Source organism: Paenibacillus sp. FSL R5-0701 (assembly GCF_037973995.1).
Taxonomy (GTDB): Bacteria; Bacillota; Bacilli; order Paenibacillales; family Paenibacillaceae; genus Paenibacillus.
Window position 1 is genome coordinate 790,710 of sequence record NZ_CP150230.1, and the last position, 25,442, is coordinate 816,151.

Sequence of the window (25,442 nt, forward strand, 5' to 3'; positions counted from 1 at the left end):
GACCGAAGCTTGCTTCGCGTGCTCTACATATAAAGGAAGGGACGGGATTCACATGTTATTTTCCAAAATATTAGTGGCTTATGATGGTTCCAAAGCTTCAAATAAAGCACTTGATCGTGCGATTGAGCTAGCGAAAGTGTCCCCGAATGCAGTGCTGGATGTCATTCATGCTTTTGATTTCCCGCGTGTATTCATCGGTGAGGGGTTGGCTCCACTGCCACCTTCCCTTAATAATGACTATTACAATCTGGCAGTACAGACGACAGATGAAGCGAAAGAACGAATTCAGGCTGCGGGTGTAACGGCCAATGTGGATCTGATTCAAGGAGCGGCTGCGGAAGTATTGCTTGATTTTGCCAAAGAAAATGATTCTGATATCATTATTATTGGTAGCCGCGGACTGGGTGGTATTCGGGAATTTGTTCTGGGTAGTGTCAGTCACAATGTGGTGCAGCATGCGCAGGTTCCAGTACTGGTCGTAAAATAATAATGGATGAAGTGTGTACGCACTGAAAAGCAGGAAGCCGGTTGTCTTCGAGAGATTGAAGAGGAGCCGGCTTTCTTTTATGGGATGAAATGGATGACTAAGCGAATCTAAAGAAGCAATTCCCGAACATTATATTTGTCAATATGTTAAATGTTCGTCTTTAAGTTGACATTAGCTGTAGGGGATTGTTAGAATGTTAGATGTGTCGATCAGGTAAGAATAAGGTCGAGTAGGAACGAAATATGTAATAAGAGATAACAAAAATGAACGATGATAGTTTGATAGATATTTGCTCGTATAACGCCGGGAATAGGGCCCGGAAGTATCTACCCGGGAACCGTAAATTTCCGGACTACGAGGAGATACGGCTGAGAGTCGCATGCAACCAGATGCGGACAGCAAGCCCCCTTTTGGCATGCCCAAATGAGGGATACGTATTTCTTGGAGTCCGGTGTCCGGAGAAAATGTGATGTTTTCGCGGGTAGCGGATTTTTTCATTTCACACGTAATAAGAGTCACTTAATAGTCAGATGTAATCAAAAAAGCTCAGACGGGAGTTGGATGTATTCATGTCACTGCAAGTCGCTGTAATTATGGGCAGCAAGTCGGATTGGGAAACGATGAAACATGCGTGCGAGGTGCTGGACGAGCTGGAGATTGGGTATGAGAAAAAGGTGGTCTCCGCCCATCGTACACCGGATTTGATGTTTGAATACGCAGAGCAAGCAATTGATCGAGGATTCAAGGTGATCATTGCAGGGGCAGGCGGGGCAGCACATCTACCCGGTATGGTTGCCGCCAAAACGATGCTTCCGGTCATTGGCGTTCCGGTTCAGTCCAAAGCATTGAACGGTCTCGATTCCTTGTTGTCCATTGTTCAGATGCCTGGTGGTATTCCCGTCGCAACTGTGGCGATTGGCAAGGCAGGGGCAACGAATGCAGGATTGCTGGCAGCTCAAATGATCGGTGCTTTTGACCCGGATGTCCAACGTCGCTCTGAAGCTCGCCGAGAGCGCATCAAACAAGAAGTACTCGAAAGTAGTGAAGAACTATGAATAGAGTCGGGAACCAATCCGGTATAGCAGGAGAGCTAAAAAAAGTCCTGTTGCCCGGGAAAACAACCATCGGCATTCTTGGAGGCGGACAGCTCGGACGTATGATGACGCTCGCAGGAACGGCAATGGGTTATCGATTCGTTACTCTTGATCCGGCTGCGGATGCACCTTGTGGTCAAGTTGCTCGTCAGATTGAAGCTGGTTATGACGATGCCAAAGCTGCACTTGAACTGGCTCGGCAATGCGATGTCATTACGTATGAATTCGAAAATGTGGATGCAGAAGTAGCTGGGCTGCTTGAACGTGAGTCTTACGTTCCGCAAGGAAGTGCGTTACTGTACACCACACAACATCGGTTGCGTGAAAAACGTGCGATCGAAGCCGCCGGAGTAAGGGTAGCGCCTTATCGGGAAATCACAAGTGCGGATACAATGCTTGCAGCTGTAAGCGAACTTGGTGTTCCATGTGTACTGAAGACGGTGACTGGAGGCTACGATGGCAAAGGCCAACGGGTCATCCGGGAAGCGAGTCAGGCTGTTGCGGCATACGAAGAACTTGTAGCTACAGGTGCGGAACTGGTACTGGAACAATTCATCAAGTTTGAATGCGAGATTTCGGTCGTTGTAGCGCGTAGCACAAATGGGGAGATCAAGACGTTCCCGCCAGCGGAGAACATTCATGTGAACAACATTTTGCATGCGTCAATCGTGCCGGCTAGAGTCGCAGCAGACGTCCAGATAGAAGCACAGAAACTGGCAGCTGCGGTGGCGGAATCGATGAAGGCTGTTGGACTGCTGGCTGTGGAACTGTTTGTAGCGGCGGATGGAAGGCTGTACGTCAACGAGTTGGCACCAAGACCTCACAATTCTGGACACTATACGATGGAAGCCTGTGCAACATCACAGTTCGAACAACATATCCGTGCCATCTGCGGGTTACCACTTGGGGACACTTCGTTATTGAGTCCGGTCGTTATGGTCAATGTGCTTGGAGAACATCTGGAAGGCATTATCGCCAGAACAGGGCAACCTGATGCAGAAGCGATAGAACTCGGTGTGATTCCCAAGCTTCACATATATGGTAAAACTGAAGCAAAAACAGGACGGAAGATGGGGCATGTGAATCTGCTCTGTCAGGATGTTGAAGAAGGATTGCAATGGATTGAACAAACTAACCTCTGGAGGAATACAAATTCATGATTGAACGTTATAGCAGACCCGAAATGAGAGCCATCTGGACCGAAGAGAACAAATTCCAATCGTGGCTGGAAGTTGAAATTTGTGCATGTGAGGCGTGGGCTGAACTGGGTGTAATTCCTAAGGAAGAAGCAGCATTGCTTCGTCAGAACGCATCTTTTGACATCGACCGGATCTATGAGATTGAACAGGAAACACGTCATGACGTTATCGCATTTACACGTACAGTATCTGAAAGTCTGGGTGCGGAGCGGAAATGGGTGCACTACGGACTGACTTCCACAGATGTCGTGGATACGGCTCTGGGTTATGTACTGCGTCAAGCGAATGAGATTCTGGAAAAGGATATCGTGAACTTCATTGAAATTCTTCGTGAAAAAGCTCTGGCTTATCAGCACACACCAATGATGGGACGTACGCACGGGGTGCATGCGGAGCCAACGACATTTGGACTGAAAATGGCATTGTGGCATGAAGAGATGAAACGGAACCTGGAGCGTTTCCGTCATGCGGCAGACAATGTACAGTACGGCAAAATCTCTGGCGCAGTAGGAACATACGCGAACATCGATCCGTTTGTCGAAGAGTTTGTCTGTGAGAAGCTGGGCACGAAACCTGCGCCGATCTCGACTCAAACATTGCAACGTGACCGTCACGCAGAATATATGGCTACACTGGCATTGATCGCAACGTCCCTGGACAAGTTTGCTACAGAGGTACGTGCACTGCAGAAGAGTGAATTCCGTGAAGTGGAAGAAGCTTTTGCTAAAGGTCAAAAAGGATCTTCTGCAATGCCGCACAAACGTAACCCAATTGGTAGTGAAAACATCTCAGGTCTGTCCCGCGTTATTCGCGGACACATGGTATCGGCATACGAGAACGTAACGCTCTGGCATGAACGCGACATCTCGCACTCTTCCGTAGAACGTATCATTCTACCGGATGCAACGATGCTGCTGAACTACATGCTGAACCGTTTTGGTAACATCGTGAAGAACCTGACGGTTTTCCCTGAGAACATGAAACGCAACATGGAGCGCACCTACGGGGTACCGTTCTCCGGTCGCATCATGACAAAACTGATCGACAAAGGCTTCAGCCGCGAGCAAGCGTACGATACCGTTCAACCACGTGCGATGCAAGCATGGGAAGAACAACGCCAGTTCCAGGATATCGTGAAATCCACACCGGAAATCACAGAAGTGCTGAACGAAGAGGAAATCGCAGATGCATTCAACCCGTCATGGCACCTGAAGCACGTAGACACCATCTTCAAAAAGCTCGGCTTGAACGACTAATATAATAAAGTTTTGTATTATTCTACTCCCTAAAAGTATAGGTTGATTATGTGTTTACGCTGGAACGGAGAAGGCAGGAAAAACCTGAAGAAGCAAAGCGCTCGCCTTTATCCCCGGATTTTCACTTTGCAAAAGTGGAATCAAAAAATCTGGGGATAACAGCGATCGGAAGGTTGTTCTGCATTCGTAGTGGCCCCGCGTGAAGAGGGGAATTGGACGTATACTTTACATCTCCTGAAAGAAGGTGAGCCCATGGCACTGTCCACTGCGGCAGATCTCGTTAAAGCACCTCTGTTATATAAAGGAAAAGTACGTGAATTGTACGATCTGGGTGAACATTTTCTGATCGTGGTTACCGACCGAATCTCGGCATTTGATTACGTGCTGGACCCGGCAGTTCCCGAGAAAGGAAACGTATTGAATAAACTCAGCAGCTTCTGGTTCGAACTGACGGGTGACATGATGGAGAATCACGTCGTTCATACCGATGTGAATCAACTGGGTGATCTCATCACAGACCCTGAATTGCTCAAAGACCGCATCATGGTAACCCGCAAAGCAGAACGCATTGATATTGAATGTGTCGTGCGTGGATACATCACTGGTGGAGGATGGAGACAATACGAGACGAGTGGTGAAGTGAATGGCATTAAACTGCCTGATGGACTTCGCAAAAACGCCAAGCTTGAAGTTCCCATTTTCACACCGGCAGCCAAAAACGATGTTGGTCACGATGAGGACATCCCAATGGATCGCATGAAAGAACTGGTGGGAGACGCACTCGCAGTGGAGCTTCAGGAAAAAAGCTTGCGCCTGTATGAATTCGCCCGCGATTACTGTGATCAACGTGGCATCATTCTGGCAGACTGCAAATTCGAGTTTGGCATCGTGGATGGCAAGGTCATCCTGATTGACGAAATCTTCACCCCAGATGCTTCTCGCTTCTGGGCCAAAGAGAATTATGAACTCGACATCGAGATCGACAGCATGGATAAAGAGCCAGTGCGCACCTATCTTGCCGGAACCGATTGGGACAAGAACAGCAAACCCGATCCACTCCCACAAGCGGTAGTTGAAGCAACAACCGCTAGATACGTCGATATTTATAACCGTTTAACGAAATAATAACGTTTGAGGAGACTAACGTTTGAGCGGGCTACGAGAAAGTTTGGCTTTCGATCGCTGTTGCCCCCGGAATGTTTTGATTGGAATCCTTTTTTTAAAAGGAAACATTCCGGTTGCAAAGGCGAGCACTTCGTTTCTCTAGCTCAAATCTTTCCCTCCGCCAGTGTTAAAACTGGTGGGTGAGGCAATTAAAGACAAAGACTTCTCTTCACATACAGGAAGTCTACAAATATAAAAATAATAAGGTTACTAAAGTAACTTAAAGACCATTCACCATTCACTGTTTTGAAGGAATGGTCAGGCTAGACCATTACCCACCGTGCAACGTAAAAGGTTTAGGCCTTTAAGAAACGTCGCATGGACTAGCGGAGGGGCGGAATTGTTCTTAAAGGAGCGATAGCGCTCGCCTTTGTCCCCGGGTTTTGACCGCACAGTGGGCCAAAACAATCAAAAAACCTGGGGACAACAAGCGACCGGAAGAACAATCCGCCCCGGAGCAAGCGCCCCAAGTCACCTTTTTTAACAGCGTAAAGCATTTATCCCGTTCATTACTGAGGAGGAACATAAGGATCATGATCAAAGCAACCGTATATGTCACTATTAAGCAAAGCGTACTCGACCCGCAAGGCGTAGCTGTTCAAGGAGCCCTGCATTCCATGGGATTCAACGAAGTGGAAAGTGTACGGATCGGTAAAGTCATGGAATTGAACCTGGATACAACAGATCGTGCGGAAGCGGAGAAACGATTGAAAGTCATGTGTGAAAAGCTGCTGGCCAACACCGTTGTTGAAGATTACCGCTACGAATTGGAGGGTTAATCTCATGAAATTTGCAGTTCTTGTGTTCCCTGGCTCCAACTGCGACATCGACTGTTATAAGGCAGTGGAAGATGCCATTGGGCAAGAGGTTGATTATGTATGGCACACGGCTACAGATCTATCGGCTTATGATTGTATTTTAGTTCCGGGTGGTTTCTCTTATGGTGACTACTTGCGTTGCGGAGCGATTTCCCGCTTTGCACCGGTAATGAACGAGGTAGCGAAAGCTGCTGAACAAGGTAAATATATTTTGGGTATTTGCAACGGATTCCAGATCTTGACGGAAGCGGGATTGCTTCCAGGCGCATTGATCCGTAACACTTCCCTGAAATTCCGTTGTCACGATACGGTATTGAAAGTGGCAAACGCAGATACACCATTTACACGTGACTATGCACCGGGCGAAGAGATTATCATCCCGATTGCTCACGGTGAAGGAAACTATTATTGCGACGAGGAGACGCTCGCGAGTCTGCAAGCGAACAACCAGATCGTATTTACGTACGGGACCAACCCGAACGGTTCTCTGGGTGATATTGCAGGAGTCTGTAACGAGGCTGGAAACGTGGTCGGCATGATGCCGCATCCAGAGCGTGCAGTGGACTCACTGTTTGGTTCGGAAGACGGCAAACGTATGTTTACATCTATTTTGAAAGCATGGAGGGATCGGCATGACGCAGCAGCTATCCGCTAAGGAACCAACAGCAGAACAGGTCGCAGAACATAAACTTTACGCACAAATGGGCGTATCTGACAGCGAGTATGAGCTGATCTGTGAGTTCATGGGGCGCAAGCCAAACTACACGGAAATTGGTGTGTTCAGTGTAATGTGGTCCGAGCATTGTGCTTATAAAAACTCCAAGCCATTGCTGCGCCGTTTCCCAACCACTGGACCACGTGTCCTGATGGGACCTGGTGAAGGTGCCGGTATCGTGGATATCGGTGATAACCAGGCCGTTGTATTCAAAATTGAAAGCCATAACCATCCTTCCGCGGTTGAGCCTTATCAAGGTGCGGCAACAGGTGTGGGCGGCATTATCCGTGATATTTTCTCCATGGGCGCAAGACCGGTAGCCTTGCTGAACTCCCTTCGTTTCGGCAAGCTGGAGAGCGATCGCGTTAAATATTTGTTCGAACATGTTGTAGCGGGTATTGCTGGATACGGTAACTGTATCGGTATTCCTACGGTTGCAGGCGAAGTGATGTTTGATGAGAGCTACGAAGGTAATCCACTGGTTAACGCCATGTGTGTGGGTCTGATTGATCATGACAAGATTCAGCGCGGTGTAGCTAAAGGTGTAGGTAACCCGGTTTACTATGTGGGCCCACCAACAGGCCGGGATGGTATTCATGGAGCAACCTTTGCATCGGTTGAACTGACGGAAGAATCCGAGTCCCAACGGACAGCGGTTCAGGTCGGTGACCCGTTTATGGAAAAACTCGTCATGGAATCCTGTCTGGAATTGATCGACACGGGCATCGTGCTCGGTATTCAGGATATGGGTGCTGCGGGTCTGACATGTTCAAGTGCAGAGATGGCAAGTAAAGCGGGTAACGGTCTGGAACTGTATCTGGATCAGGTGCCACAGCGTGAAGAAGGCATGACGCCTTACGAGATGATGTTGTCCGAGTCCCAAGAACGCATGTTGTTCGTTGTTGAGCCGAAGGATGAGGCGCAGGCGATGGAAATCTTTGAACGTTGGGGCGTAATCTGTGCCAAAGTCGGTAAAGTAACGGATGATGGACGTCTGAAATTGATCCACCACGGCGAAGTTGTGGGAGATATGCCGGTAACGGCTTTGGTTGACGAATGCCCAGTGTATGACAAACCTTCTTCTGTACCTGCATACTACGAGCAAAGTGCTTCCATCGACACGCTTCGTTACGACGAAGTGTCGGATCTCGGCGGAGCGTTGAAACAAGTATTGGCTTCACCAACAGTAGCTAGTAAAAAATGGGTGTATGATCAATATGACTATATGGTGCGTACAAGCACTGCCGTTCGTCCGGGTTCGGATGCAGCTGTAGTTACGATTCGTGGCACACGCAAAGGTCTCGCGATGACAACCGACTGTAATGGACGTTATGTGTATCTTGATCCTGAAGTTGGTGGACGGATTGCCGTAAGTGAAGCAGCGCGTAACATTGTATGTTCCGGTGCTGAGCCGCTGGCGATTACCGACAACTTGAACTTCGGTAACCCGGAGAAGCCGGATATTTTCTGGCAAATGGAGAAAGCGGTAGACGGTATGGCGGAAGCTTGTCGTGTGCTGGATACGCCGGTTATCGGTGGTAACGTAAGTCTGTATAACGAAAACGCCAAAGGCTCCATCTATCCAACGCCAGTTGTCGGTATGGTAGGTCTCGTTCATGATACGGATCATATCACGACACAAGCATTCAAGTCCGAAGGTGATGTTATCATCCTCCTCGGTGAGACAAAAGCTGAACTGGGTGGCAGCGAGCTGCAATATGCGATTCATGGTCAGACGGAAGGTCGTCCACCAGAACTGAACTTGCAAACGGAAAAAGCGTTGCTCAGCACGGTGCTGGAAGCTATTCAATCCGGTCTCGTTCGCTCGGCACATGACTTGTCTGAAGGCGGCTTGGCTGTTGCACTCGCAGAGTCTTGTATCGGCGGTAACGTAGGAGCACAGGTGAATGTGGAGACTGCACTGCGTGCAGATCACGCCCTGTTCAGTGAGAGCCAATCCCGTATCTTGTTGTCGGCTACGCCAGAGCAAGCGGGTAAACTTGAAGCATTTGTACGTGAGCGCGGTGTACCTGTAGCTGTGATTGGACGTGTAGAAGGAAGTAACCTGACGATTGAATTGAACGGAACATCAGCCGTGAGCGAACCTGTAGGAGGTTTGGCTCAGGTCTGGGAGGATGCGATTCCATGTCTCATGAACTGACGACAGGACCGTTGTGGACAGGCGATTATTATAATGAAGGGTCCGGCAAGGAAGGACTCGACAAATTGAAGGAAGAATGTGGCGTGTTCGGGGTGTTCAGACACCCTGACGCGGCTTCACTCTCCTATTATGGACTGCATGCGCTGCAACATCGGGGCGAAGAAAGTGCAGGCATGTGTGTGAGTGATGGCAGCCAGTTTAACTATCATCGCGGCATGGGTCTGGTGAAGGAAGTATTCACCAAAGACCTGATGCAGACGTTGACCGGGGATATTTCCATTGGACATGTCCGTTATTCAACAAGTGGTGACAGTAAACTGACGAACGCACAGCCATTGGTATTCAAATACCGTGATGGTGATCTGGCAGTAGCAACCAACGGAAACATTGTGAATGCACCAACGATTCGGCGTGAGCTGGAGCAGAGCGGGTCCATTTTCCAAACAACAAGTGATACCGAGGTTATTGCGCATCTGATTGCACGATCCTCCAAAGGGCTTGTGGAAGCGGCAAAAGAGGCATTCCAGCGCATTGTGGGTGGTTATGCGTTTCTGATCATGACCAATGACAAGCTGCTTGTGGCTTCCGATCCACACGGACTTCGTCCGCTGACGATGGGTAAGCTGGGAGATGCGTATCTGTTTGCATCCGAGACGTGTGCACTGGAAACAATCGGCGCAGAGTTAATCCGTGACATTGAACCGGGTGAACTGCTTGTGCTTGATGCAGATGGTCTGCACGAGGATCGCTTTGATCATCACAAACACCGCAAGGCATTATGCGCGATGGAATATATTTATTTTGCCCGTCCGGATAGTGATATGAATGGTACGAACCAGCATGCTGCCCGTAAACGGATGGGAAGCCGGATGGCGATTGAGTCGTTTGTGGATGCGGACTTGGTTACGGGGGTACCAGATTCCAGCATCTCGGCGGCCATTGGATACGCTGAACAGACAGGCATTCCTTATGAGATGGGTATGATCAAGAACAAATACACTGGACGTACGTTTATCCAGCCAAGCCAGGAATTGCGGGAGCAGGGCGTGAAGATGAAGCTGAGCGCTGTACGTCGCGTTGTGGAAGGCAAACGTGTGGTCATGATTGATGACTCCATCGTACGGGGAACAACCTCCCGTCGGATCGTTAACATGCTGCGTGATGCAGGAGCTACCGAGGTTCATGTGCGAATTACATCACCACCTTTCAAAAACCCGTGTTTCTACGGTATTGATACGCCTGACAGCCGCGAATTAATTGCTTCACAGTTGTCGGTGGAAGAAATTTGCCGTGAAATTAATGCGGACTCCCTGGAGTTCCTCAGTCCCGATGGACTGATTGCATCGATACAGGGAGATAATCAGGGTGATCCCAAGGGCGGGCTTTGCCTCGCATGTTTTGATCATGATTACCCAACCCGCCTCGACTTTGGCGGCGAGGAAAAATTCGGCTGCAGCTGTTAGCCCCAAGCCCCGCTTTGCGGAGCAACAGGGGCCCAGGTAGCGGTGCGAAGCCAGCTGCCCCCGGGCCAAGCCCGAACCCTTAAGCCCCGCCTTGCGGAGCAACAGGGGCTAGGGCAGCCAGGCGAAGCAGCTGCCACCCGGGCCAAGCCCGAGCCCTTAAGCCCCGCTTTGCGGAGCAACAGGGGCCTGGCAGCCGAGCGAAGCAGCTGCCCAGCGGGCTTGCCCCGCAGCGTAGCTGAGCGGGGTTCGCCGACCGATGGCTTGCAGCCAACGGAATCGGCGAACAATCCCGCGAGATCACGCACGAATCAACCATAGCAAGATCACACCAGCCACCTCTGCACCGCTTTTTTGGCGGGTGTCCAGAGGGCCTGCCAAGGTCCTATGGGGTCCTCCCGGGCGGGAGGATTTAGGTGGGGCGAAAAAAAAGGAGATGATTCCACTTGTCCGAAGCATATAAAAAGGCCGGCGTTGATATCGCGGCAGGTAATGAAGCGGTTGAACGGATGAAAAAACACGTGAAGCGTACCTTCCGTCCGGAAGTGATGACGGATCTGGGTGGATTCGGTGCCCTGTTCGGTTTGAACAAAGATAAATACGATGAGCCGGTGCTTGTATCCGGTACGGATGGCGTAGGTACCAAGCTGAAAATTGCATTTGCCATGGACCGTCACGATACCATCGGAATCGACGCGGTAGCGATGTGTGTGAACGACATTGTGGTACAGGGTGCAGAACCACTCTTCTTCCTTGACTATCTGGCATGTGACAAAGTCATTCCAGAGAAGATCGAAGCTATTGTTGCGGGAATCGCTGAAGGCTGTCATCAATCTGGATGTGCGCTGATCGGTGGCGAGACGGCGGAGATGCCAGGCATGTACAGTGAAGGCGAATACGATATTGCAGGATTCACGGTGGGTATTGTGGACAAAGCGAAGATCATCAATGGTACAACCATCGCATCTGGCGACACAGTGATTGGATTGGCCTCTAGTGGTGTGCATAGTAACGGATTCTCGCTGGTACGCCGACTTTTGTTGGAAGAAGCGGGACTTGATCTGCATGATGAAGTAGCGGAACTGGGCGGTAAGCTGGGTGATTCCCTGCTGGAACCTACAAAGATCTATGTTAAACCTCTGTTGTCCCTGCTGGAAAAAGTAAAAGTAAAAGGCATGGCACACATTACAGGTGGTGGCTTCATCGAGAATATCCCACGTATGCTGCCTAGCAACGTGAACGTGGATATTGACTACGGCTCTTGGCCAATCCTGCCAATCTTCAACCTGTTACAGGAAAAGGGTGCTGTCTCGAACCGTGACATGTTCACCACATTTAACATGGGTGTTGGGCTTGTACTTGTCGTTAATGAAGCAGATGCAACAGAAGCACTGCAACAACTGAAAGCATCTGGTGAAGAAGCGTACATCATTGGCCGAGTTACTGAAGGAGATGCGCGAGTAACCTTCACGGGAGCGGATGTTTAATGGGGAACTACCGCATAGCTGTATTTGCCTCGGGTGAAGGGACTAACTTTCAGTCATTGGTCGATGCAGTACGAAACGGTGGGCTGAATGCATCCGTAGATCTGCTCGTGTGTGATAAACCGGCTGCACGTGTTGTGCAGCGGGCACAGGATGCAGGCGTGGATTGTCACCTGTTTACTCCGAAAAATTACGCTTCCCGTGAAGCCTATGAGGCAGAGATCGTGGAAGTGCTTGAATCCAAAGAGATCGACTTGGTTGTTCTTGCGGGATATATGAGATTGTTGACTTCGGTTGTGGTGGATCGTTACGCAGGTCGGTTGATTAACATTCATCCGTCCTTGCTGCCGGCATTTGCAGGTAAGGATGCGATTGGACAGGCTCTCGAATATGGCGTGAAAGTTACGGGTGTGACCGTGCATTTTGTAGACGGAGGCATGGATACCGGACCGATTATTGCCCAGCATCCGGTTCCCATTTTGCCAGAAGATACGCCTGAATCCATTAGCCATTCCATTCATGCGGCTGAACAGCAGTTATATCCTGAAGTTGTTTCCTGGTTCGCGCAAGGTCTGGTTCAGTTAGACGGACGTCATGTTACTATTAACAAACCGGTTTGATATAGTTTTAAACTTTTTCACACATTAACGGAGAGGACAGAAAAAACCTGAAAAAGCGAAGCGTTCGCCTTTATCACCGGATTTTCCCTTTAAGAAAAGGGAATCAAAAAATCTGGGGATAACAGCGATTGGAAGGTTGTTCTGTCATCGGAGTGTCCCGTGTAAACATCTTGGTTCCACTTATATAACAGAAGTCGAATATTGGTACGCATTTTGTGATATTTCTCGGGAAATAAATCGGCTGTGTTTCGTCAGGAAACGCGAAGCCATGGGACATTAAAGGAGGAGCATATTGTGAGTATCAAAAGAGCGCTGGTTAGCGTATCGGATAAAACGGGCATCGTGGACTTTTGCCGCGAGCTGTCGCAAATGGGTGTGGAGATTATTTCGACAGGAGGTACAAGCAGCCTGTTGTCGAAGGAAGGCGTACCTGTCATCGGAATTTCGGATGTGACCGGATTTCCGGAAATCATGGACGGACGTGTCAAAACATTGCATCCGGCAGTTCATAGTGGGTTGTTGGCTGTGCGTGATAACGAAGAGCACACACGCCAGATGGAAGAACTCGGTCTCGGCTATATCGATCTGGTTGTCGTGAACCTATATCCATTCCAAGAGACTATTGCGAAACCGGACGTGGCATACGAAGATGCCATCGAGAACATCGATATCGGTGGTCCAACGATGCTTCGCTCGGCAGCCAAAAACCATGCCTTTGTCAGTGTCGTTGTAGACGCATCTGATTACAGCCAAGTGCTGGAGGAAGTGCGCAACGATGGAGATACCACTCTCGAAACTCGCAAACGGCTTGCGGCAAAAGTGTTCCGCCATACAGCGGCTTACGATGCACTCATCTCCGACTACCTGTCCAACGTAAATGGTGATCCACTGCCAGAGCGTCTGACGGTTACTTACGAAAAACTCCAGGATTTGCGTTATGGCGAAAATCCACACCAGCAGGCGGCATTTTACCGCAAACCGCTGGCTGCTCAAGATACGTTGACAACAGCCGAGCAATTGCACGGCAAAGAGTTGTCTTATAATAACATCAACGATGCGAACGCAGCATTGCAGATTGTCAAAGAGTTTGAAGAACCAGCCGTTGTCGCGGTTAAACATATGAACCCATGCGGCGTGGGCATTGGCGCAAGTATCTATGAAGCTTACAGCAAGGCATATGCTGCAGATCCAACGTCTATCTTTGGTGGCATTGTGGCAGCAAACCGCATTATCGACAGCGATACAGCAGGCAAATTGAGCGAGATTTTCCTGGAAATCGTACTTGCTCCTGACTTTACGCAAGAGGCTCTCGATATCCTGACGAAGAAGAAAAACATTCGTTTGCTCAAAACGGGCGAACTGAATGCTGCTCGTAAACGGGAGAGCCAATTCGTGGTTACGTCCATCGACGGCGGTATGATCGTGCAACAGTCCGATGTGCACTCCATTGAAGCGAGCGAGCTGAACGTGGTAACGGATCGTGCGCCATCGGAAGAAGAACTGAAACAGCTGTTGTTTGGCTGGAAAGTAGTTAAACATGTGAAATCGAACGCGATCGTACTTGCTGCGAATGATATGACGGTAGGTGTGGGCGCTGGACAAATGAATCGTGTGGGTGCAGCCAAAATTGCAATTGAGCAAGCTGGCGAGCAAGCAAAAGGTGCTATTCTAGCATCTGATGCGTTCTTCCCAATGGGTGATACGCTGGAACTGGCAGCAAAAGCCGGAATTACAGCAGTGATTCAACCTGGTGGTTCGATCAAAGATGAAGAATCCATCAAAGTAGCGAATGAATACGGAATTGCCATGGTCTTCACAGGCGTTCGTCACTTCAAGCACTAGAGCGAAAAAGGTTTAATAAGGGGTGTCGCCAGTCATATTTATGACTTATGGTACACCCCCTCTTTTTTAGGCTTATCAACACGCAATAACGTAACAAATCCAGTTATGCACGGAGGGGGAACAGAACGAATGGATATTCTGGTAGTAGGCGGCGGTGGCCGGGAGCATGCAATCATCTGGGCGCTGGCAAAGAGTCCAAAGGTAGACAAGATTCACTGTGCACCGGGAAATGCAGGCATTGCTCAGCTCGCTGAGTGTCATGCCATTGCGGTAAATGAATTCGATAAACTAACGGCTCTTGCTGTAGAGCTTAAAGTGGGTTTAGTGGTTATTGGTCCGGATGATCCACTTGCGGATGGGATCGTGGATGCATTTGACGTGACAGGTATTCCGGTATTCGGACCCCGTCGTAATGCAGCAGAGATCGAGGGAAGTAAAACGTTCATGAAGGATCTGCTACACAAATACAACATTCCAACCGCAGCCTATGAGAAATTCGACAACTACGAACAGGCTCAATCATATCTGAATGAGCAAGCAATTCCGGTTGTCATCAAGGCAGATGGACTGGCAGCGGGCAAAGGTGTTACGGTAGCTTATTCGCGTGAAGAGGCTGATCAGGCACTTCACAGTATCATGGTGGATAAAGTGTTTGGTGAAGCAGGAGCCAAAGTGATCATCGAGGAATTCCTCGCAGGTCAGGAAATGTCGATTCTGGCTTTTGTCGATGGGGAGACGGTTCGTCCAATGGCGGCAGCACAGGATCACAAACCTGTATTCGACAACGACCAAGGGCCAAACACCGGCGGTATGGGTACATATTCACCTTTGCCACACATTCCTGCATCCATTATTGAAGAAGCCGTAGAGACGATCATCAAACCAACAGCCAAGGCCATGGTATCCGAAGGGCGTCCGTTCCAAGGCGTGTTGTTTGCTGGACTGATGATTTCACCAGATGGTAAACCCAAAACGATTGAGTTCAATGCACGTTTCGGTGATCCCGAGACACAGGTTGTTTTGCCACGATTGAAGAGTGACCTGTTCGATATCTTCTGGGCAACTGTTCATGGTAAGCTGGCAGACATTGAAATTGAATGGAGCGATGAAGCCGCAGTATGTGTGGTGCTTGCTTCAGGAGGTTATCCGGGTCCTTATGCCAAAGGCGTAGTCATTGAAGGTCTCGAACAAGTGCAAGATGCCGTGGTATTCCACGCAGGTACAGCGCGTAGTGAAGCAGGAGACTGGGTCACGAATGGTGGACGGATCCTTGGCGTAGTTGGCCTTGGCGCGGATATTGCAGAAGCTAGAAACAAAGCCTATGCACAGGCGGAATGTATCCATTTTGATGGCAAACATCAGCGGACGGATATTGCTGCCAAAGCACTGGTGTAGAATGAATATTAAGAGCCCGTAAAGATGTGCGCCGTAAGGTTGTTGCATCCTGCGGGCTCTTTACTACGTATATAGATGTATCTTGTGCAAATGGCCGGACTTGTCCATATGGGGAAAGAACATGGGAAAGATACAAAACAGGATTAAATTAGGGAAATCAGGCATGTTTAATGCCCTAAAGTAAGGGGTAGTATTTTTATAAATTGGACTATACTAAACATGTGAAGATTATCACATTATAAGGTAATATCAATCATATTATATAGAGCACGTAACATACATAGAGACTAATTTGTGAACATTAAACTGTAAGCTTGTGCCAAACCATAACGTGCAACTGGATGGTTGTGCTGGAATCATGGTATACTTTTTGGAAACAGGAATGCGTATGAGGGGAGGTGGATATCTATTGGGTAGGCGATATTGTAAATTGTCCAAATGGCGAATCTAGGTGGAGTTAAGCGAGGAACAATTGACAGCATGAGGGGTAACCCGATTTGAATGAAGAAGTTTCTGCAAGTCATTGACTTCATCTTGAATTCCTGTTTTGTATTTTACAAGGTCAAACCGTATGACATATACAAATATGATCATTATTCGATTTCATATAAGGCATAAGCCATGATGAACGACAAACAGCGGATGAATGGTTAACGTAGTTAACGGATCACGCTGTAACTATCTCTGGAGGTGAATCCCTGAGAACCGGGGAAATCATTGGACATAATTACCATATTGAATATCGCTTTACTTATTATCTTGATTGCATTGACTGCATTTTTCGTAGCATCTGAATTTGCTGTAGTCAAAATTCGTACATCAAGAGTGGATCAACTGGTCGCGGAAGGCAATAAAAAGGCTGTACTCGCCAAAAAAGTTGTCTCGGACCTGGATTATTATCTGTCAGCCTGTCAGCTCGGTATTACGGTCACCGCACTGGGACTGGGTGCACTCGGAAAACCGACGGTTGAGAGATTGTTATATCCGGTATTCAATTATTTAGACATACCTGCTTCAATCTCGTCGATTGCTTCTTATGCGATCGCCTTTATACTCGTCACGTTCTTGCATGTGGTTGTAGGTGAGATGGCGCCCAAAACGCTGGCGATTCAGTTTTCGGAAAAACTGACGTTGATGCTCTCCCCATCGCTATACTGGTTTGGTAAAGTCATGTACCCATTCATCTGGGCGCTTAATGGAGCCTCCCGTGTTCTTCTACGGGGATTCGGTGTGAAGCCTGCTGAACATGATCAAGCCTACTCGGAGGACGAGATTAAAATCATCATGAACCAGAGTTATGAAGGGGACGAGAACAACAAGACCAAGCTTTCGTATCTGGAAAATGTATTTGTGTTCGACGAACGTGATGCCAAAGACATCATGGTACCACGTACGGAACTGGTGACATTAGATCAGGATATGACCTATGACGATATTATTCCTATATTGGATGAACATAACTATTCACGTTACCCTGTCATCGAGGATGGGGACAAGGACCGCATTATCGGCGTTGTGAATGTGAAAAAGATTTTGCCTGACATGGTAGCCGCAAGATCGTATCAACTAAGCGAGTTCGTTCGTGAGATCCCATTTGTTTCCGAAGTTACAAGTATCCAGGATGCGATGATTAAAATGCAGCAGGAACGTGTACACATGGCTGTAGTCGTGGATGAATACGGCGGCACCTCGGGAATCATTACGATGGAGGATATTCTGGAGGAACTGGTCGGTGAGATTCGTGATGAATTCGATGCCGATGAGGTGGCGGATATCCAGGAAACCGGAGAGAATCAATATCTCATTAATGGCCGGGTACTTTTGGATGAAGTGGAGCGGCAGTTCGGACTTAGCTTTGAAGGTAATGAAGAGATGGATACCGTTGCTGGATGGATTCAATACCAGAAGGGTGTAGGTGTGGAAAAAGGAGACACGGTAGAACACGGTGATTATGTCTGGACCGTTGTGGACACCGAAAATTATCACATCAAGCAAGTTCTTCTGGAACGAGTGAGCGGCGCGCATGTTGAGGAAGCTACAAGCGATCTGGCGTGATCTTGGTTGGTTCGATCTGACTGTAATCTAGGGTTTGACTGCCTATTTGGCTACTGCCCTAAGAATTTGAAACGTTTTGGCAACGTAACAGTGTAGGAGACGGAATCGATTCTGAAGAAGCGTAGCGTTCGCGTTTGCAAACCAATTTTAAACCCTTGAAAACAACAATCAGGAAAATTTGGAGGCAATGGCGATCGGAAGAACGAGCCGTCACCGGAACATCACTCGTGCAACCTTAATATAAATTTTACTTGGAGGTGAATCCCTCAACCTGAGGGAAATCATTGGACGGAATAATAGCCTTGAATTTATTTTTAGTAGCCGTATTTATAGGTCTGACAGCCTTTTTTGTTGGAGCCGAATTTGCAATTCTTAAAGTACGGATGTCCCGAATCGATCAATTGATCTCGGAAGGGAACAAAAAGGCAGTACTGGCCAAAAAAGTGGCGCACAACCTGGATTATTATCTGTCGGCATGTCAATTGGGTATTACCATCACGGCGCTGGTATTGGGAGCCTTGGGTGAACCTACCGTTGAGAAAATGCTGCATCCGCTGTTTGAGCGCATGGAAGTGCCGGCGGCATTGTCTACCGTTCTTTCCTACGGTATCGCTCTGGCGATCATTACGTTCCTGCACGTGGTTATTGGTGAATTGGCACCAAAAACCCTGGCGATCCAGTTTGCAGAGAGAATGACGTTGTTGTTGGCACCACCACTGTACTGGTTCGGTAAAATCATGAATCCGTTCATTTATGCATTAAATGGAGCTGCTCGTCTGTTGCTTGGCATATTTGGTGTAAAACCTGCCGGGCATGATACCGTTCACTCGGAGGAAGAGTTGAAACTGATTATGGCAAAGAGTTATGAGAGTGGCGAGATCAATCAGACGGAGCTGGACTATCTCAAAAACATTTTTGCTTTTGATGAGCGTCTGCTTCAGGAGATCATGATTCCACGTGATAAAATTGTTACGTTGAATAAGGAAATGCCGCTTGATCAGATCATTGAGACGTTGAATCGACATGAATACACGCGATACCCTGTTATTGCAAATGGGGATCAGGCGCATTTTGTGGGCTTTATCAACACCAAAGAAATGCTGACGAGTGTAGCTGCGGGCAGAGACTTCAATATGGAGACATTTGTTCACAATACGCCAAGTTTCTCCGAACGTTCTCCAATCAAGGATGTACTGATCCAGATGCAGCAAAGCCGTGTACACATTGCAACCGTGAAAAACGAGGCAGGTGCTACGGTAGGTATGGTTACGATGGAGGATATTCTTGAAGAGATTGTCGGAGATATCAAGGATGAATACGAGCATAAAGATTTGGTGAATCCACCAAAAAGAATGAAACTGGTTTAACAAGCAGTAATACAAAAGTAATACAGAAATACGAAGCAACCTAATCAATCGTTATAACGATATGCAGGTTCCCGGAGTGATCGGGGCCTGCTTTTTGTATTAAATCTTAATTTTAAAATAAAAGCTTGCATATTGAGGTCCAATGGATTAATATAAATTTAAAGAATCTTAATTTAAAGATAAATAACGAAAAGCAATAATAAAAGAAGCAAAAACAACCTATGATACAACTAAAACCAAGGGAGTGGAGATTATGTTCAGAACTTCAGGAATTCATCATATTACAGCTTTTGTTGACGATGCGCAGAAAAACGTTGATTTTTATGCAGGTGTGTTGGCGCTCAGACTGGTGAAAAAAACAATTAACTTTGATGCACCGGACGTGTATCACTTGTATTACGGGAATGAGCAGGGTGCACCGGGCACAATCATTACCTTTTTCCCACAGCAAAATTCAAGAAGAGGTGTCATTGGTTCCGGTCAGACTGGAGTTACCGTATATGCGGTTCCGGTAGGAAGCCTGCCTTTCTGGAAAGAACGTCTTGCTTCCTTCGATATTCCATATGAAAATAAAACCAGATTCGGTGAGCAATACATTCGTTTCTTCGACAAAGGCGGTCTGTTGCTTGAACTGGTTGAGCGTGAAGGTGGTCAGCCAAGAAGCTGGACTTTCAACGGTGTGACACCGGAGCATGCCATCAAAGGATTTGGCGGAGCCGTATTGTTCAGCCACGTTCCTGAGAAAACCATGGACGTCTTGGTGAGTAAACTGGGTCTGGAGCAAGTCGGTGAAGAGAACGGACTCCTTCGTCTTCAGGCAAGCGGCGATATCGGTCAGATCATCGATATTCAGTCCACAGGCATCCAGCGCGGGATTGGTGGAGCCGGAACGGTCCACCATATTGCATGGCGTGCCAAAGATTACGTGGAACATGAACAAATTCAGCAGGATCTTGAACAATCCGGATATCATCCAACGCCAGTCATTGACCGTCAATACTTCAACGCTGTGTATTTCCGGGAGCCGGGTGGTATACTGTTCGAACTGGCTACGGATCCTCCAGGATTTTCACGGGATGAACCAGCAGAGAGCATGGGTGAGAAACTGATGCTGCCTGAATGGTATGAACCACAGCGTGAGCAGATTGAACAATTGTTGCCACGAATTGAAGTACGTGAATGGAAAGGAGAGTCCAAATCATGACCACAACCAATACAATGAAACATATCTATAAAGCAGGTGCTCAGCCGGATGCGCCAACAATCCTGTTACTTCACGGTACAGGCGGAACCGAGAACGATCTGATCGGTCTGGCGGAGATGATCGCACCAGGAGCTGGCATACTTGGGGTGCGGGGTAATGTATCGGAGAACGGGATGCCCCGTTTCTTCCGCCGCCTGGCCGAAGGCATTTTTGATGAAGAAGATCTGATTGCTCGTACGGCAGAGCTGGGATCTTTTGTCGATGCAGCTGCGGTGGAATACGGTTTTGATCGGTCCAACGTGTATGCACTGGGTTACTCTAACGGTGCCAACATTGCGGCAAGTTTGATCTTCCATCAAGCAGATGTATTCAAAGGTGCAATTCTGCATCACCCGATGGTACCGCTGCGCGGACTGGAACTGCCGGATCTGAAAGGTCTGCCTGTGTTCATTGGTGCGGGCGAGAACGATCCGATTGTACCCAGACGTGAAACGGAGGAACTTGCTTCGCTGCTGAGCGGTGCAGGTGCCGATGTAAACACACATTGGGAGCGTCAAGGTCATCAGTTGACTCATACCGAAGCAGAAGCTGCGGCAACTTGGTTTAAGACACAGGCATAAATTGTTGTTTCCTTATAAATGAGCGATATGTTTAATCCTGGGTATCGTGAAGCTCAAGCAGTTAAAAACAGCCCTGATGGAAATTGAAATCGGGCTGTTTTTTATATATGATGGCCAGCCGCATAGTGGCTGGGGCAGTTACCCGATCTGATCATGGATCGGGTCTTCTTTTTTCATAAGGAAAAAGGAGGCTTAGCAGAACGGCGGGGCAGGGAATGATCCTTGAAACGTGATAGAAGCGACAGAACGGCTGTATCTTGCTGAAGCAACATGGTTGTCGTAAAGCATGGATTATTCTATAATGAAGTAATTGATAATCATTTTCAATTAGATTCGGTGAAAGATGACTATGCACGTAATCAGGAGGGGAATATGAATCCTAACCCTAGCTCACATACATTTGGTTCAAGTGAGTTTGTTCAGACCCGCGATGGTCGCAAACTACATTATATGTCCAGGGGAACAGGAGAACTGACAGTTGTATTTGAGTCCGGTATGGGCGCCTCCAGATCGAACTGGGGACTGGTTGCACCAGCCATTGCTGAGCATGCACGTGCTGTTGTGTATGATAGGGCAGGCGCAGGACGAAGTGACGTCGACTCGGCTCCGCGCAGTCTTGAACGTATTGCAGGAGATCTAGGGGATCTGCTGACAGCTCTTGGTTCGGGCCCATTCATTCTGGTTGGACATAGCTGGGGAGGTCCGATTGTACGGGCTGCGGCAGCTGCACATCTATCTCGATTACGTGGCATTATTCTGGTAGATCCATCAGACGAGCATTGCGAAATGTATTTCTCCAAGCTTACTAGAAAGAGCTTTGCCATCAATGGTTTCATTATTCCAATCATGGCGCGGACTGGCTTATATAAGAAACTTGGCAGCAAAGCTGGAAGTGTTCAGCCTGACGATGTGGCAGCGGATCACCTCAAGGAGGATTTCACTGTACGGGCAGCCAGCACGATGCTTGCGGAAGGTAAAACATTTCTGGATGACATGGCAGCGCTGCTGGAACATCCTCCGGCTCTGGGTGATCTGGAAGTTAGCGTGATCTCGGGTACGAACCCGGGCAAGGGAGAGGGGAAAATCAGACCTGCCCTCATCACGGCGCATCGCCAGACGGTGAGCCAGCTATCCAATGCGAGATGGATTGGGGCCGATCAATCGGGACATTTGGTTATGTATACAGACCCTCAGGTCATTATTGATGAGATTGTACGAATGATAAATGACGTGAGCTCAGGCGCAAGAACAGAGCAAAAGTGATACAATACAAAGAAAAGCAGTGCGCGACATTGCTAGACCATAAAAGCGGAGTGTGGAGACAACATGAAACCAGTTGAACAAGAACCAACGGGAACCACAAGTCCCGGTCGTGCCAGTGTTGGCATGGAAGATATCGTACGCGCACATCATGTGCTGCGTGAGGTCATTGTAAGAACGCCGTTACAGCGGGATGCTGTATTGTCGGCCAAATATAACTGTAATGTGTATCTGAAAAGGGAAGACCTTCAAGTGGTGCGTTCGTTCAAAATTCGAGGCGCCTATAATATGATTCGCAGTCTGACACCAGCCGAGATGGAGAAGGGTATTGTCTGTGCAAGTGCGGGTAACCACGCTCAGGGTGTTGCTTTTAGCTGTAATGCCCTTGGAATTAACGGCAAAATCTTCATGCCGAGTACAACACCGAACCAGAAGGTGAAGCAAGTGAGACGTTTTGGCGGCAGCAACGTTGAAGTGGTGCTGATCGGAGATACGTATGATGATGCTTATGCTGAAGCGATGCGTGCATGTGACGAACAGGGCATGACGTTTATCCATCCTTTTGATCAACCCAAGATTATTGCAGGTAATGGTACGGTAGCGATGGAAATCATGGAAAGTCTCGATGAGAATGCCGACTATGTATTCGTGACGATTGGTGGCGGAGGGCTGGCAGCCGGCGTGGGAACCTACATGAAGACCGTGAGTCCAGAGACACGCATCATTGGAGTTGAGCCACTTGGTGCAGCTTCCATGAGTGAGGCGATGTTCCGCAAACAGGTTGTGACGTTGGATGATATTGATAAATTCGTGGATGGCGCAGCGGTGAAACGTGTTGGCGATCTCACCTTTGATATCTGCAATAGTATACTTGATGACATTGTGAAAGTACCAGAAGGCAAAGCCTGCACAACTATTCTGGAGTTATATAATGAAAATGCGATCGTTGTGGAGCCTGCCGGTTCCTTGGCTGTTGCGGCGCTTGAGCAGTATCGTGAGCAAATCGTGGGCAAGACGGTGGTTTGCGTAATTAGTGGCGGGAACAACGATATCGACCGGATGCAGGAGATCAAGGAACGTTCCCTGATCTATGAAGGTCTGAAGTATTATTTCATGGTTAATTTCCCGCAGCGTGCAGGAGCTTTACGTGAATTCCTGGAGGAAGTTCTAGGGAAGAATGATGATATCACCCGGTTCGAATATACGAAAAAGCATGATAAGGAAAATGGCCCTGCCTTGGTGGGCATTGAGCTGATGTACAAGGAAGACTACCACCCGCTCATTGAACGCATGAACCGCAAAGGTATCGCCTATACCGAACTGAACAAAAATCTAAATCTGTTCAACATGTTAATCTGATGAGACATTCTAGTATGCAATCAGATCACCACGAAACATCTTCTCTGATCAGACCTGCGCGCATAGAAGATGAAGATCAGGTCATTCCGTTATTGTATCAGGCGATCGGGGACATTGCTTACTCGCTAGCGGGTGAGGCGGATCATGAGAAGGCGATGCAGATTTTGCAGGCGTTCTATGTACAGGAAGACAACCGGATTAGCTATCGTCATGTGACAGTGATGGAGCAGGATGGGCTGATTGCGGGGATTCTGGTAGCCTATGATGGCGGAGAAGCAGATCGTCTGGACCAGCCGATTCTGGATCGACCTGGACGAAGCCAGGAAAAGAAGTATGCTTTGGTTAAAGAAACCCGTCCGGGGGAGTATTATCTGGATACTCTCTCGGTAAGTGAAGCTTATCAGGGGCAGGGCATCGGCCGGGCACTGATGGCTGCTTTAGAGCAGCAGGGCAGAGATCTGGGTCACTCACAGGTATCCCTGATTGTAGAACGAGACAACGGCCGTGCGCTAATGCTGTACGAACGGCAGGGATATGTCAAAGACGATGTGATTGTCATCGCTGGACACGAGTATAATCATATGGTCAAACCGATTCAATAGCACAGGCGCTGACGGGTCAAGTCAGTTTTGATTATAGAAGCAAAAAGAAACCGCGACAGGAGCAAACCCTGTCGCGGTTTCTTTTGTGGTTATCTGTTGGGAATTTAGCCTGATTTCGAACAGGATATTAACCATGGAAGCGGATTAACTCAATAATTCGCGTAGTCGCTGACCGGCACATTCTGCTCCAGCCATTTCTCGACAGCAGCCGTTTTTTCATACTGCGCTTCCTTAACCACGTCCATAAAGGCATCCAGCTTGGTGAGGAATTCACTATCGACGGATGCAAGACGCTGCAAGACGCCGTTGTAGCCTCTTTGGGCGTTCGCAACCATTTTGTTCGTGTCATAATCAAACAGCGGTGTATTGTTCAGTCCATAAAAGGTATACAGGGTATAACTGTTTAACAGATTCTGCACCTGCTTGGCCCGATTTGATTTTGAATGCAGCTCCAGGAATCTTTCCTGGCTCAGTGCTCGAAGGAGAATTTCCTGATAGCCAATGACCAGAGCACCGTCATCCGCAGGCAAGTTTTTTGTTTCCTTTGTCATGATACTGATGTAGCTAGAGATGTCCTCTTTAATTACAGAGGTATATTTCACGAATGCCGCATAATTCATTATGGGATAGAGAGAGCCTTCGAGCATGACGAGGCGGTAGCCGCTGTCACGGGCTTCTTTTAACAGTGCACGCAGATCGGAGTCCTGGGTACGCTCCATGAGTTTGGTGAAGCTATCATTCAACTTGTAAGCCTTGATCATCTTGTCCTGAACGTTAGGAACGAGCAGGCGGTCTGTCATGGCGCTTAGCGCCTTCAGGCGAGCATTCTCCAATTGAAGCACCATCAGGGTGGCGTGATGCTTTGTTACTTTTTTGATATGAGATTCGAGATAAGTATCCGCGGCAGGCAAGCCGTTCTTTTTGTAGAGCATGGACTGAAATGTTTTATATATCGTTGTTGAACTGGCAGTTGTGACTTTGGTATCTGTACTGGAAGAAGCGGCAGCAGCGACTCCGGATAATGGAGCGACAGCCGTTTGGAGCAGCATGAGGATGGCGGTGGCTGTAATGAAGGTGCGCATGCCTTTACGATTGGCAGATTGGAACAATGATGTCATAGATATGAACCTCCCGTAGTTGAGAAAATGATAGGTGTTGTTCACTAGTCACTATACCTTAACCCAATTGGTGCAGGATGTGGTTGCGGAATGGTGACAAATTCTTCTGTTATTTTTAACTTTTGGAGGGTGGAAGATAGAGGAAGTTTTCTGCGAAAATAT

General features: G+C 48.2%; 21 protein-coding genes and 1 riboswitch. Of the genes, 20 read left to right on the top strand and 1 reads right to left on the bottom strand.

What is annotated here, in order from left to right; genetic code table 11:
• Positions 1-52 precede the first annotated feature (52 nt).
• The 20 genes from MKZ13_RS03690 (at position 53) to MKZ13_RS03785 (ending at position 24,162) form a co-directional block, all read left to right on the top strand.
• Complete coding sequence (locus MKZ13_RS03690; protein ID WP_076215141.1) at positions 53-487, top strand: universal stress protein; 435 nt, start codon at positions 53-55, stop codon at positions 485-487.
• A 273-nt stretch (positions 488-760) separates the two neighbouring features.
• A riboswitch (purine riboswitch) is annotated at positions 761-862 on the top strand.
• A gap of 194 nt (positions 863-1,056) precedes the next feature.
• A complete protein-coding gene (gene purE, locus MKZ13_RS03695) occupies positions 1,057-1,542 on the top strand; it encodes a 5-(carboxyamino)imidazole ribonucleotide mutase (protein ID WP_017690699.1) in 486 nt (161 codons plus the stop codon).
• A complete protein-coding gene (purK, locus tag MKZ13_RS03700) occupies positions 1,539-2,741 on the top strand; it encodes a 5-(carboxyamino)imidazole ribonucleotide synthase (RefSeq protein WP_339181854.1) in 1,203 nt (400 codons plus the stop codon). Before purE ends, purK begins: the two co-directional genes overlap by 4 nt.
• Complete coding sequence (gene purB, locus MKZ13_RS03705; protein WP_047840491.1) at positions 2,738-4,036, top strand: adenylosuccinate lyase; 1,299 nt, start codon at positions 2,738-2,740, stop codon at positions 4,034-4,036. The genes purK and purB overlap by 4 nt, the downstream gene beginning before the upstream one ends.
• Before the next feature lie 252 nt (positions 4,037-4,288).
• On the top strand, positions 4,289-5,161 hold the full coding sequence (locus MKZ13_RS03710) for a phosphoribosylaminoimidazolesuccinocarboxamide synthase (protein ID WP_105405779.1): 873 nt from the start codon (positions 4,289-4,291) through the stop codon (positions 5,159-5,161).
• Between the two features lie 572 nt (positions 5,162-5,733).
• Positions 5,734-5,979: a phosphoribosylformylglycinamidine synthase subunit PurS gene (purS, locus tag MKZ13_RS03715; protein WP_017690695.1), complete on the top strand. Its 246-nt coding sequence runs from the start codon at positions 5,734-5,736 to the stop codon at positions 5,977-5,979.
• 4 nt (positions 5,980-5,983) lie between these two features.
• Complete coding sequence (purQ, locus tag MKZ13_RS03720; RefSeq protein WP_036606071.1) at positions 5,984-6,673, top strand: phosphoribosylformylglycinamidine synthase subunit PurQ; 690 nt, start codon at positions 5,984-5,986, stop codon at positions 6,671-6,673.
• Entirely contained in the window at positions 6,651-8,894 is a 2,244-nt protein-coding gene (purL, locus tag MKZ13_RS03725) for a phosphoribosylformylglycinamidine synthase subunit PurL (protein ID WP_339181857.1), read from the top strand. Before purQ ends, purL begins: the two co-directional genes overlap by 23 nt.
• Positions 8,879-10,357, top strand: a complete 1,479-nt coding sequence (purF, locus tag MKZ13_RS03730) for an amidophosphoribosyltransferase (RefSeq protein ID WP_339181860.1) — start codon at positions 8,879-8,881, stop codon at positions 10,355-10,357. Before purL ends, purF begins: the two co-directional genes overlap by 16 nt.
• Positions 10,358-10,800: 443 nt before the next feature.
• Positions 10,801-11,841, top strand: coding sequence for a phosphoribosylformylglycinamidine cyclo-ligase (purM, locus tag MKZ13_RS03735; protein WP_339181862.1), 1,041 nt, complete (start codon positions 10,801-10,803; stop codon positions 11,839-11,841).
• On the top strand, positions 11,841-12,458 hold the full coding sequence (gene purN, locus MKZ13_RS03740; RefSeq protein ID WP_339181864.1) for a phosphoribosylglycinamide formyltransferase: 618 nt from the start codon (positions 11,841-11,843) through the stop codon (positions 12,456-12,458). Before purM ends, purN begins: the two co-directional genes overlap by 1 nt.
• A 294-nt stretch (positions 12,459-12,752) precedes the next feature.
• A complete protein-coding gene (gene purH / locus MKZ13_RS03745) occupies positions 12,753-14,300 on the top strand; it encodes a bifunctional phosphoribosylaminoimidazolecarboxamide formyltransferase/IMP cyclohydrolase (RefSeq protein ID WP_091019800.1) in 1,548 nt (515 codons plus the stop codon).
• Positions 14,301-14,429: 129 nt separating this feature from the next.
• A complete protein-coding gene (gene purD / locus MKZ13_RS03750; RefSeq protein ID WP_339181869.1) occupies positions 14,430-15,695 on the top strand; it encodes a phosphoribosylamine--glycine ligase in 1,266 nt (421 codons plus the stop codon).
• Positions 15,696-16,412: 717 nt separating this feature from the next.
• Entirely contained in the window at positions 16,413-17,750 is a 1,338-nt protein-coding gene (locus tag MKZ13_RS03755; RefSeq protein WP_339181871.1) for a hemolysin family protein, read from the top strand.
• Positions 17,751-18,034: 284 nt separating this feature from the next.
• Positions 18,035-19,117, top strand: coding sequence for a hemolysin family protein (locus MKZ13_RS03760; RefSeq protein WP_221818713.1), 1,083 nt, complete (start codon positions 18,035-18,037; stop codon positions 19,115-19,117).
• A gap of 250 nt (positions 19,118-19,367) precedes the next feature.
• Complete coding sequence (locus MKZ13_RS03765; RefSeq protein WP_339185320.1) at positions 19,368-20,321, top strand: ring-cleaving dioxygenase; 954 nt, start codon at positions 19,368-19,370, stop codon at positions 20,319-20,321.
• A 14-nt stretch (positions 20,322-20,335) separates the two neighbouring features.
• Positions 20,336-20,941, top strand: a complete 606-nt coding sequence (locus MKZ13_RS03770; protein ID WP_339185322.1) for an alpha/beta hydrolase — start codon at positions 20,336-20,338, stop codon at positions 20,939-20,941.
• Positions 20,942-21,211: 270 nt separating this feature from the next.
• On the top strand, positions 21,212-22,204 hold the full coding sequence (locus MKZ13_RS03775; protein ID WP_339181873.1) for an alpha/beta hydrolase: 993 nt from the start codon (positions 21,212-21,214) through the stop codon (positions 22,202-22,204).
• Between the two features lie 63 nt (positions 22,205-22,267).
• Positions 22,268-23,560, top strand: a complete 1,293-nt coding sequence (gene ilvA / locus MKZ13_RS03780; protein WP_017690682.1) for a threonine ammonia-lyase IlvA — start codon at positions 22,268-22,270, stop codon at positions 23,558-23,560.
• 14 nt (positions 23,561-23,574) lie between these two features.
• Positions 23,575-24,162, top strand: a complete 588-nt coding sequence (locus MKZ13_RS03785) for a GNAT family N-acetyltransferase (protein ID WP_339181876.1) — start codon at positions 23,575-23,577, stop codon at positions 24,160-24,162.
• 149 nt (positions 24,163-24,311) lie between these two features.
• Here the strand turns inward: MKZ13_RS03785 and MKZ13_RS03790 are convergent, their stop codons facing one another.
• Positions 24,312-25,280 carry a hypothetical protein gene (locus MKZ13_RS03790; protein WP_339181879.1) on the bottom strand — a complete coding sequence of 323 codons (969 nt, stop codon included), beginning with the start codon at positions 25,278-25,280 and terminating at the stop codon, positions 24,312-24,314.
• Positions 25,281-25,442: the final 162 nt, after the last annotated feature.